We start from the raw sequence: 11075 nt of genomic DNA on the forward strand, positions 1-11075 counted from the left end.
GCGGGAGTCCTTCCAGTACAGCCGCCCGGTGGCGGTCGCGGGCAGTCACGGATGGGCCGAAGCCGCCACCGGTCTCGGCGACCGACTCCTGTAGATTCATACGAAGAAGGGGCGTCGGCAACGATACGGCAGCCACGGGGCAACACCGGGGAAATCGGACGGCTCGTATGCGACTGCGCACACTGCTGGAGACGGACGCGTTCGAGCTGCGGCTGCTGGCCGGCGAAGCCGAGCTCGACCGGCCGGTGCGCGGGGTGATGACGACGGACCTGCGCGACCCGAGCCGCTACCTGCGCGGCGGCGAGCTGGTGCTGACCGGCCTCGCCTGGTGGCGCGGCCCGGGCGACGCCGAGCCGTTCGTGCGCGTCCTGTCCGCCGCCGGGGCGGCGGGCCTCGCCGCCGGCGAGGCCGAGCTCGGCTCGGTGCCCGACGACCTGACCACGGCCTGCGCGCGGCTCGGGCTGCCGCTGTTCGCGGTGGGCGAGGAGCTCAGCTTCGCGGACCTCACGGAGTTCGTGGTGCGCCGGGTGTCGGGCGAGCGCGCCGGAGACCTGGCGGCCGTGGTCGACCGGCACCGGCGACTGATGTCGGCGGGCCCGGCCGGCGGCGGCCCCGGCGCGGTCCTCGACCTGCTTGGCTCCGACCTCGACCTGTGGGCCTGGCTGCTGTCGGCGACCGGCCGGCCGATCGCCGCGACCGGCGGCCGGCCGCTGCCGGCCGGCGCCGGCGGCGCGCTGGCCGAGCGGCGTCTCGCGGCAGCGAGCGCCGGCCACCGCGGCCCGTCGCGCGCCGTGGTGGGCGGCGAGGTCTACTCGCTGTTCCCGGTCGGCGAGGACGAGACCGACCCACGGCGGACGCTGCTGTCCGGCTGGCTGCTCGCGGTGCGGGCCGATGCCGGCGACTGGCCGGCCGAGCGGCTCGACCTGCTTGACGGCGTCGCGCGGTTGGTCGCCACCGAGCGGGACCGCCAGGAGGCGACGCGCACGGTCCAGCGGCGGCTGGCCCACGAGGTGGTGGAGCTGACCACGACGGGCGCGCCGCCGGCCGAGGTGGCGGCCCGGCTGCGGGTGGCGGCGCCGCTGCTCGGCTCCTGGGGCGCGGATCCCGAGTGGCAGGTGGTGGCGGCCCGGGTGGAGTGGCCGGACGCGGGCATCGACGCCGGCCAGGTCGGCCGGGCGCTGCTGGAGGAGTTGCTGCCGGGCGCGGCCGTGACGCACGGCGGCGGGGAGGCGGTGGCACTGACGCCGCTGCCGGCGCGGGACGACCCGTTGACGGCGACCGCCGTCCTTGACCCGGTGCGGGCGCCACTCTCGGCCGGGCTCGGCGCCGACGGCCGGCTCACCCTCGGGGTGAGCGCCGCCGTGCCGTCGGCGGACGCGCTGCGCGGCGCGTTGGAGGAGGCGCGGCACGCCCGCCGGGTGGCGGCGGCCAGGGGCGGCCGTGTGTCGGGCGCGGGCCACGAGGAGTTGGCCTCGCACGTGCTGCTGCTGCCGTTCGTCCCCGACGACGTGCGGCGCGCGTTCACCGCCCGGCTGCTCGAACCGCTGCGCGCCTACGACCGGCGGCACCGCTCCGAGCTGGTCCCGACCCTCAGGGCCTTCCTGGCCGCGGACGGCTCCTGGACCCGCTGCGCGGCGGACCTGCACGTGCACGTCAACACGCTGCGGTACCGGATCGGCCGCGTCGAGCACCTGACGGGCCGCGACCTCGCGCGGCTCGAGGACCGTCTCGACTTCTTCCTGGCACTGCGTCTCGATCCGCCGAGCTGAACCTCCGCGCGGCGCGCGGGCACCGCAGAACCGATTCTCCTTGTGAACTCTTTCACGCAACCCTCTTGGCCCGGTGCCACGCCTCGTGCTGAGATGCATTCATCTCAGCACCACCATCGGCTCGACGAAGCGCCACGGGAGGCCATGTGACGGAGACCGCCGTACCACATTCCGTCAGGACGGCGGGCGGTGACCCACTCGACAGTGCGGTATGGCGGCTGCGGTCGAGAGGCTGTTGGGAGGACGCGGCCGCACTGGTCGAGCCGCGCGCGGCGGCCGAGCCGCGGGCGGCCCTGCGCCGCGCCGAACTCCTCGTCGAGCGCTGCATGTTCACCGGGGAGGGCTGGGGGCGGGCCGAGGAGGCGCTGCGGGCCGCCGAGTCGCTGTCGCTCGACGACGAGGAGCGCGGCGCGGCGGCGTGTGAACGCGGCTACCTGGCCTACGCCTCCACGCTGCTGCGGGTGCGGGACCGGGCCGACGAGGCCCGGGCCGCGCTCGGCCGCTCGGCGGCGCTGCTCGCGCCGGACTCGCTCTGCCGGCCGCTGCTCGACTTCCGGCGCGGCCTGATGGCGGAGCACGTCAGCGGCAACCCCCAGGCGGCCGAGGCCGGCTACCGGCGGGCCCACAACGAGGCGCTCAGCCGGGGCGACGCGCTGCTCACCTCCTACACCTGGCGCCACCTGGCGGCGCTCGCCCTGCTGAACGGGAACGCGGCCGAGGCCAGGCACGGCTTCGCGGAGTCGCTGCGGCTGCGCGAGGAGACCGGCTTCCTGGTCGGGATAGCACCGGCGCTGGTGGCACTGGCTGAGGTCGAACCCGAGCCCGAGTCCGCGCGCCTGCGCGCGGAAGCCGCCCGCCTCTTCCGCCTCCTCGGCGGCGTCCCCCGCTGGCTCGCCGCCCATCTCCCGATCCCCGAACCCTGACCACCCCCTGCCGGCGCGGCAAGCGGCCGGCCGTCACTGCGGCCCCGGCCGGCTCGGCGAGGACCGCGCCACCAGCCCGGCGGCCCAGCAGGCCGTCACCGCCGCCCAGGCGGGCGGCACTGAGCGGACTCGGCACGGACCGGCAGCCTGACGGCGCCGAGGAGCAGGTGGTCCGGCGAGCCGGAAGGCGGAGGAGGCGTCGGTGATCTGACGGTCCGGCCGTCACCGCGCCGCGTGGCCTGGCGGCCACGCCAGGCCACGCCGGCCGCCGGCTCGCGCCGGCTCTCGCGCCGCAGGCGGCAACGCGTGCTACCGGTAGCCGTGTTCCGGGCGGCGGTCGGGGTCGGCGTCGAGGTGGTGGGTGGCGACGCGTTCCACGGTGACCAGGTCGCCGGCGCGCAGCGCGTCCAGCAGCGCGGCGTGTTCCAGCGCGTCGGCGAGGAGCTCGGCCGAGCCAGGGCGGGCGCCCTGGGCCGCCGGCGTCTGGGACTTGCGGTGCAGGTCCTCGGCGACGATCACCAGTTGGCGGTTGCCGGTCAGCGTCAGCAGCGCCCGGTGGAAGCCGCGGTCCGCCTCGGCGTAGGCGGCGCGGTCGCCGACCGAGGCGGCGGTCACCGTTGCCTCGGCCAGCGGGCTGAGCTCGTCCCACCGCTCCGGCGGCACGCTCCTGGCCAGCCGCAGGATCGCCGGCACTTCCAGCGCGGCCCGCACCTCGGCCAGCTCGGCGGCGTCCCTGGCGCTGTGTCCCGCGACCCGGAAGCCGCGGTTGGGCACGGTCTCCACCGCGCCCTCGCTGACCAGCCGCTGCATCGCCTCCCGCACGGGCGTGGGCGAGGTGCCGTAGCGCTCGGCGAGCGCCGGCGCCGAGTACGTCTCCCCCGGTTCCAGCTCGCCGGTGGCGAGGGCGTCCCGCAGCGCGGCCAGGACCTGGGCGCGCACCGAGTGGCGCTCGGGCAGCGAGCGTGGCCGGACGGGCAGCGGCGGCCGAGCCGTCCGTGGCGCGGGGCGCTCGGCGGTCGCGTGGCTCGGGTCCCCGTACCCGGGGTCGAGTCGAGTGGGCTCCATCGTCCGCTCCGTCCGCTCCCTGCCGCCGGTCCCCACCTCACAGGACCCTAGGCCGAGTTGGCGCCGGAGCAAACCCCGAAAGTGCCCGTCGGGCGGATCAGCTAAGGTAAGGCTTACCTGCCCCATCGAGATCGGTGGCTTCATGACCGTGCCCGCGCTCGCCCCCGCCGCGCACCAGAAGGCGGCGGCCGCCACGCCCCTCACCCCGGCCTTCGCGCGCGTCGGCGAGGCGATGCCCACCTTCCGGATCGTGGAGGAGGAGCCCACCGGCGGCGCCGGTTGGGTGCTGGGCAGCGAGCTGGCCGCGGGCGGCGCGGCCTTCGAGGCCTTCCTGGCCCGCGACGACGAGCAGGCCCTGGAGACCTACGGGCGGCGCGCCCGTCCCGACGTCGTGGCCGCCTTCGCGCTGCACCGCTACGCCTGGCCGGCGGCGGCGCTGTTCACCGTGCCGTACTTCCTGCTGCGCCGGGTGCCCTGGCTGGCGCCCGAGGACGTGGCGTTCCAGCGCGACGAGGGTCGGGTCGCCGTCCGCACCGGCGCGTTCAGCTGCCTGCCCGACGACCCGGCGGCCGGTGACCCGGCGGCCCGGGTGGTGCCGGACGAGGAGGCGCTGCGCGCCGCGGTACGCGAGGCGGCGGCCGAGCACCTGGGCCCGATCCTGACCACCTTCGGGCCGCGGATGCGGCGCCGGCAGCGGGCGCTGTGGGGCACGGCGACGGACGAGCTGGTCGAGACGCTGTGGTATCTCGGGCACCTGTTCGGCGAGGAGGAGCGGGCCATCGCAGAGGCCGGGCGGCTGCTGCCTGGCGCGACCGCGCCCTATTCGGGTGGCGCCTCGTTCCGCTCGCTGACGGGTCCCGCCGGCGAGGAGCTGACCACCAGGGACCGGGCGAGCTGCTGCATGTTCTACACGCTGCGACCACAGGACACCTGCGTCACCTGCCCGCGCACGTGCGACGCCGAGCGGGTCACGAGGTTGAGCGCGGGCATGTAACGGCATGTAACAGATTGCGTATCAGCCGGCGCAAGTTTCCCTTGTTTACCACTCGTTGGTGGGATACTGCCCGAAATCGGGGTGACCGGGCCTCCGGTACCATCAGGATGCTCCGCAGCGACTCACAGTGACACCACGAAATCACCACACGCACGGCGCGATCAGCACACCCAGGCGAGGGGCACCCCTATGACACTGACGGACATAGAGACAGGCTGGGTAGTGGCGGCGGCCGTTCTGCTCACCGGCGCGCTCCTCGCGGTGTTCCTCCTGACCAGGGGCAGGAAACCGTCCGGCGAGCACGCGGACCAGGGTGACTCCTGGGAGCGTCTCGAAGCCCAACGCAAGCGCCGTGAGCGGGCCTACGCCATCGCCTCCTACACGTTGCTGTTCTGCTGCGCCGGAGTCGCGGCCGCCCTGTCGTTCCAGGGCCTGGTCGGCTTCGGCCGGGAGAACCTGGCCCTGTCGGGCGGCTGGGAGTACCTGGTGCCGTTCGGCCTCGACGGCGCGGCGATGTTCTGCGCGGTGGTCGCGGTCCGCGAGGCCAGCCACGGCGACTCGTCGATGGGTTCGCGGATGCTGGTGTGGCTGTTCGCCGGCGCCGCCGCCTGGTTCAACTGGGTCCACGCGCCGCGCGGCATCGACAACGCCGGCGCCCCGCAGTTCTTCGCCGGCATGTCGCTCTCCGCGGCCGTCCTCTTCGACCGGGCGCTCAAGCAGACGCGGCGCGCGGCGCTGCGCGAGCAGGGTCTGGTGCCGCGGCCGTTGCCGCAGATCCGCTTCGTCCGCTGGCTGCGGGCGCCCCGCGAGACCTACGGCGCCTGGTCGCTGATGCTGCTCGAGAACGTGCGCACGTTGGACGAGGCGGTCGAGGAGGTCCGCGAGGACCGCAGGAACAAGGAGGAGACCCGCAAGCGGCAGCGCGAGCAGCGGGCGCTCGAGCGGGCGCGGATAAAGGCGCTGCGCCGGGTGGGTCGCGGCCAGCAGCAGGCGTTGGAGGTCGCGGTCTCGCAGCAGTCGGGCGAGCCGGCGGCGCTGGAGTCCGGCGCCGCCAGCAAGCGCCGCGCGCTACACGCGCCGGCCGACGACGCCGACCCGATCTCGACCGCGGCGCCCAGGCTGGACTCCCTGGAGGAGAAGCTGGCCCGCATAGAGCGCCAGTTCGGCTGAGCCCGAGCTCAGTCAGCGGCGGCCTGGTCCGTGAGCGCGCCCTCGAGTCGTAGGAGGGCGACCTTACGGTCCAGGCCGCCGGCGTATCCGGTGAGTGAGCCGTCGGCGCCGACGACGCGGTGGCAGGGGCGCACCACCATCAGCGGGTTGGCGCCCACCGCGCCGCCCACGGCGCGGACGGAGCGCGGCGAGAGCCCGGCGAGCTCCGCGACCCGCGTGTAACTGACGGTCTCCCCGTAGCCGATGAGGTCGAGCGCGTCCCAGACGCGGCGCCTGAAGTCGGTTCCGGTGGGCGCGAGTTCCAGGTCGAACTCGGTCAACTCGCCGGCGAAGTAGGCGTCGAACTGCTCCCGCACGGCGGTGAAGCCGGCGTCGTCGCGCCGCCAGTCGGCGGCCACCGTGGCGCCGCCCCGCTGCCCCGGCACGCTGACCGAGGCGACGGCGCCGGGGCGCGGCCCGGCGATCAGCAGGTCGCCGAGCGGGCTCGGGTGAACGGTGTAACGCATGGTCAGTCCTTTCGGTCGGTCGAGGAGGGCTCCCCGGCCCACAGGTGGTGCACGGCGTAGGAGCGCCAGGGGCGCCAGTGCTCCGTCGCGTCGCGGTCGGCGCCGATCCTGGCGAGGCCGTGGCGGACGCCGGCGTCCCCCGGCAGGAAGACGTCCGGGTCGCCGAGCGCGCGCATCCGCACATAGCCCGCGGTCCAGGGGCCGATGCCGCGCAGCGCCAGCAGGGCGTGCTCGGCCGCGTCGCGGTCGGCGCCCGGCGAGAGCGTGAGCGTGCCGTCGGCGAGCGCGGCGCCGACCCCCCTGATGGTGGCCCGGCGGGCCTCGGGCATGCCGAGCTCGGTCAGCGGGGCGTCGGCCAGGGTGCCCGGCTCGGGGAAGAGGTGGGTGAGCCCCCCGCTCGCGGCCGGCAGCGGCTTGCCGTAGGCGGCGACCAGCGTGCCGGCCAGGTTCCGGGCCGAGGCGACCGTGACCTGCTGGCCGAGCACGGCGCGCACCGCGAGCTCCTCGGGTTCCGCGGCGCCCGGCGAGCGCAGCCCGGGACGGGCGCGGGCCAGGGTGCCGAGCACCGGGTCGGCGGCGAGCCGCTCGGCGACGGCGTAGGGGTCGGCGTCCAGGTCGAAGAGACGGCGGGTCCGCTGCACCGCGGTCGTCAGGTCGCGCAGGTCGGTGAGGTGCACACGGCAGGGCAGCCAGCGGGCGCCGGCCTGTCCAGGGGACTCGTCGACCTCGACGATGCCGCTGCCATGCGGCAGGTCGAGCGTGCGGCGGTAGGTGCGGGCGCCCGGCGCCCCGCCGACCTCCTCGATGCCCGCGATGGCGCGCAACGCGAGGAAGTCGAAGATCGCGCGGGCGTCGTAGGGGCCGCGGTAGGCGAGCCGCAGCGGGACGCCGCCCGCCGGGCCGCCGCGAGCCGCCGGCGCCCCGCGCTCGGCGGCGCGCAGCGCGCTCGGGGTGCGGTCGTAGGCGGTGCGGATGGTGTCGTTGAACTGCCGGACGCTGGCGAACCCGGCGGCGAAGGCAATCTCGGTGATGGGCAGGTCGGTGGTCTGGAGCAGGATTCGCGCGGCGTGCGCGCGCTGGGCGCGGGCCAGGGCGATCGGGCCCGCGCCGAGCTCGGCGGTGAGCTGCCGTTGCACCTGGCGCGCGCTGTAGCCGAGCCGGTCGGCCAGGCCCGCTACGCCCTCGCGGTCCACCACGCCGTCGGCGATCGCGCGCATCGCGCGGCCGACGGCGTCACCCCTGGCGTTCCACTCGGGCGAGCCGGGCACCGTGTCGGGACGGCAGCGCCGGCAGGCCCGGAAGCCGGCGGCCTGGGCGGCCGCCGCCGAGGGGTAGAAGCGCACGTTGACCCGCTTGGGCGTGGTCGCCGGGCAGCTCGGCCGGCAGTAGATGCCGGTCGTCAGCACGGCCGTGAAGAACACTCCGTCGAAGCGCTCGTCACGGCTCCTTATGGCCTCGTACCTGCTGTCATCGTCCATCACGCCCCCAGTGTGCGGCGGGCCGAGGACCCGTGCTAGCGGGAATCGGACATGGACGTGGGTGGCCAGGGCAGGGCCGGCTAGGGGGCGAGGCGCGCGGGGAAGCCGCCGGTGGCGATGGGGCCCCAGCGGCGCGGCGTGATCCGGATCAGCGACTTGCCCTGCCGGACCATCGCGGCCCGGTACTCGGCCCAGTCCGGGTGGTCGCCCGCGATGTTGCGGTAGTACTCGACGAGCGGCTCGACGGCCTCCGGCACGTCGAGCACCTCGGCCGTGCCGTCGATCTGCACCCAGGGGCCGTCCCACTCGTCCGAGAGCACGACGACGCTCACCTCGGGGTCGCGGCGGGCGTTGCGCGCCTTGGCGCGCTCCGGGTAGGTGGCGATCACCAGCCGGCCCGCGTCGTCGACGCCGCAGGTCAGCGGCGATGCCTGCGGGGTGCCGTCGGTCCTGCGGGTGAGCAGCAGCGCGCGGTGGCGGGGGCGGACGAAGTCGAGCAGCCTGGCCAGGTCGACCGGGGTGTTGGTGGCGATCGAAGGACTCATGGCGCAGCAGACTACGCGCCTCGGCGACGCGCGCGGCGGCCGGTCCCGCGAGCGCGGGGCCGGCCGCCTGACCCGCGGCGGGCTGTCAGGCCGCGACGGCCACCGAGGGTGACTCGGCCGGGGCCAGCGCCAGTTCGAGCACCTGGCGGACGTCCGTGACCGGGTGGACGTCCAGCTTCGCCCGGATCTCGGCCGGCACGTCGTCCAGGTCAGGCTCGTTCCGCTTGGGGATGATCACGGTGGTCATCCCGGCGCGGTGGGCGGCGAGCAGCTTCTGCTTGACGCCGCCGATCGGCAGCACCCGCCCGGTCAGCGACACCTCGCCGGTCATCGCCACGTCGGGCCGCACCCGGCGACCGCTGAGCAGCGAGGCGAGCGCCGTCGTCATGGTGATGCCCGCGCTCGGCCCGTCCTTGGGCACCGCGCCCGCCGGCACGTGCAGGTGGATCCCGCGCTCCCGCAGGTCACCCACCGGCAGCTCCAGCTCGGCGCCGCGCGACCGCAGGTAGGAGAGGGCGATCTGGCCCGACTCCTTCATCACGTCGCCCAGCTGTCCGGTGAGGGTGAGCCCCGACCCACCGGTCTCCTGGTCGGCGAGCGACGCCTCGATGTAGAGGACGTCGCCGCCGGTGCCGGTGACGGCCAGGCCGGTGGCCACGCCGGGCACGGCGGTGCGCTGCTCGGCCGGCTCCTGGGCGGACTCCGGCACGTGGTGGGGGCGGCCGATCAGGTCGCGCAGCGAGCCCTCGGTAACGGTGAACGGCAGCGTGGCCTCGCCCAGCTCGGCGCGGGCCGCGACCTTGCGCAGCAGCCGGGCGACGGTGCGCTCCAGGGCGCGGACGCCCGCTTCCCTGGTGTACTCGCCGGCCAGCCGGCGCAGCACGCCGTCCTCGACGGTCACCTCGTCAGCGTCGAGACCTGCCCGGTCCAGCTGGCGCGGCACCAGGTGGTCGCGGGCGATGACGACCTTCTCGTCCTCCGTGTAGCCGTCGAGCCGCACCAGTTCCATCCGGTCGAGCAGCGGCTGCGGGATGGCCTCCAGGGCGTTGGCCGTGGCCAGGAAGACCACGTCCGACAGGTCGAGCTCGACCTCCAGGTAGTGGTCCCTGAAGGTGTGGTTCTGCGCCGGGTCGAGCACCTCGAGCAGCGCGGCCGAGGGGTCGCCCCGGTAGTCGCTGCCGACCTTGTCGATCTCGTCGAGCAGCACCACCGGGTTCATCGACCCGGCCTCCTTGATCGCGCGCACGATCCGGCCGGGCAGCGCGCCGACGTAGGTGCGCCGGTGGCCCCTGATCTCCGCCTCGTCCCGGACGCCGCCCAGCGCGACACGGACGAACTTCCGGCCCATGGCGCGGGCCACGGACTCGCCGAGCGAGGTCTTGCCGACTCCGGGCGGGCCGACCAGCGCCAGCACGGCACCGCCGCGCCGCCCGCCGACCACCCCGAGGCCGCGGTCACCGCGGCGCTTGCGGACGGCCAGGTACTCGGTGATGCGCTCCTTCACGTCCTCGAGCCCGGCGTGGTCCGCGTCGAGCACGGCCCTGGCGCCCGCTATGTCGTAGGCGTCCTCGGTGCGGACGCTCCACGGCAGCTCGAGCACGGTGTCGAGCCAGGTGCGGATCCAGCTGCCCTCCGGGCTGGCGTCGGAGGCGCGCTCCAGCTTGTCGACCTCCTTGAGCGCGGCCTCCCGCACCTTCTCCGGCAGCTCGGCGGCCTCCACCCGGGCCCGGTAGTCGTCGCCCTCGCCCGCGGCGTCGCCGTTGAGCTCGGCCAGCTCCTTGCGGACGGCTTCCAGCTGGCGGCGCAACAGGAACTCGCGCTGCTGCTTGTCGACGCCGTCCTGGACGTCCTTGGCGATGGACTCGGCGACCTCCTCCTCGGCCAGGTGGTCGCTGAGCCACTTGGTCGCGAGCTTCAGCCGCTCCACCGGGTCGACGGTCTCCAGCAGCGTGCGCCGCTGCTGGACGCTGAGGAACGGGGAGTAGCCGGCGTTGTCGGCGAGCGCGCCGATGTCCTCGATCCCCTGCACCCGGTCCACGACCTGCCAGGCGCCGCGCTTGCGCAGCCAGCTGGTGGTCAGCGCCTTGTACTCCTTGGCCAGCTCGGCGACGCTGCCGGGCAGCGGGCTCGGCGCGGCCTCCTCGACCACGGTGCCCTCCACCCAGAGCGCGACGCCGGGCCCCGTGGTGCCGGAGCCGATCCGCACCCGGCGCAGGCCGCGCACCAGCGCGCCGGGGTCGCCGTCGGCGAGCCGCCCGACCTGCTCCACCCGGCCCACCACGCCGACGCCGGCGTAGGTCCCGTCGACCCGCGGCACGAGCAGCACCCGCGGCTTCTCCCCGCTGGGCGCCGCGGCCTGCGCGGCCTCCACCGCGCCACGCACCTCGGCATCCTTGAGCTCCAGCGGCACCACCATCCCCGGCAGCACCACCTCGTCGTCGAGCGGCAGCACCGGCAGGGTGAGCTTGTCCAACGACAGACTCATGATCTCTCCCTCGGCAGGCAAATTGAGCTATGCAGACTCAATGCCGCCCGCGCCGTGGTTGTTCCCTGGCGGGCGGGCCGTTCGCCCACAGCGATCCCGGCCTGGCGGCCTGCCGCCACCCCGCCCCTCCTGTCTCTTAT

9 protein-coding genes are annotated in these 11075 nt (G+C 75.3%); 4 read left to right on the plus strand and 5 right to left on the minus strand.

All coding sequences use genetic code 11. The features are described 5' to 3' along the window. Nucleotides 1-167: 167 nt before the first annotated feature. A complete protein-coding gene (locus E1265_RS26225) occupies nt 168-1769 on the plus strand; it encodes a PucR family transcriptional regulator (protein ID WP_132933480.1) in 1602 nt (533 codons plus the stop codon). Between the two features lie 146 nt (nt 1770-1915). After that, the gene (locus E1265_RS26230) at nt 1916-2692 is read left to right on the plus strand and encodes a hypothetical protein (protein ID WP_132933481.1); all 777 of its coding nucleotides are present in this window, start codon (nt 1916-1918) and stop codon (nt 2690-2692) included. Nucleotides 2693-3001: 309 nt separating this feature from the next. Here the strand turns inward: E1265_RS26230 and E1265_RS26235 are convergent, their stop codons facing one another. Then, nucleotides 3002-3757 carry a GntR family transcriptional regulator gene (locus tag E1265_RS26235; RefSeq protein WP_132933482.1) on the minus strand — a complete coding sequence of 252 codons (756 nt, stop codon included), beginning with the start codon at nt 3755-3757 and terminating at the stop codon, nt 3002-3004. 142 nt (nt 3758-3899) lie between these two features. Between E1265_RS26235 and E1265_RS26240 the strand changes: the two genes are divergently transcribed. Both E1265_RS26240 and E1265_RS26245 read left to right on the plus strand, forming a co-directional pair. After that, entirely contained in the window at nt 3900-4751 is an 852-nt protein-coding gene (locus E1265_RS26240) for a (2Fe-2S)-binding protein (RefSeq protein ID WP_132933483.1), read from the plus strand. A 189-nt stretch (nt 4752-4940) separates the two neighbouring features. Beyond that, entirely contained in the window at nt 4941-5921 is a 981-nt protein-coding gene (locus E1265_RS26245) for a DUF2637 domain-containing protein (protein ID WP_132933484.1), read from the plus strand. Between the two features lie 8 nt (nt 5922-5929). On the opposite strand, the gene E1265_RS26250 is transcribed toward E1265_RS26245, so the two are convergent. From E1265_RS26250 to lon, 4 genes are all read right to left on the minus strand, one after another. Further along, nucleotides 5930-6427: a methylated-DNA--[protein]-cysteine S-methyltransferase gene (locus E1265_RS26250; protein WP_132933485.1), complete on the minus strand. Its 498-nt coding sequence runs from the start codon at nt 6425-6427 to the stop codon at nt 5930-5932. Nucleotides 6428-6429: 2 nt separating this feature from the next. Next, entirely contained in the window at nt 6430-7905 is a 1476-nt protein-coding gene (locus E1265_RS26255; RefSeq protein WP_132933488.1) for an AlkA N-terminal domain-containing protein, read from the minus strand. 80 nt (nt 7906-7985) lie between these two features. Next, entirely contained in the window at nt 7986-8450 is a 465-nt protein-coding gene (locus E1265_RS26260) for a PPOX class F420-dependent oxidoreductase (protein WP_132933486.1), read from the minus strand. Between the two features lie 85 nt (nt 8451-8535). After that, the gene (lon, locus tag E1265_RS26265; protein WP_132933487.1) at nt 8536-10935 is read right to left on the minus strand and encodes an endopeptidase La; all 2400 of its coding nucleotides are present in this window, start codon (nt 10933-10935) and stop codon (nt 8536-8538) included. Nucleotides 10936-11075: the final 140 nt, after the last annotated feature.

The organism is Streptomyces sp. 8K308, assembly GCF_004348315.1.
GTDB lineage: Bacteria > Actinomycetota > Actinomycetes > Streptomycetales > Streptomycetaceae > Streptomyces.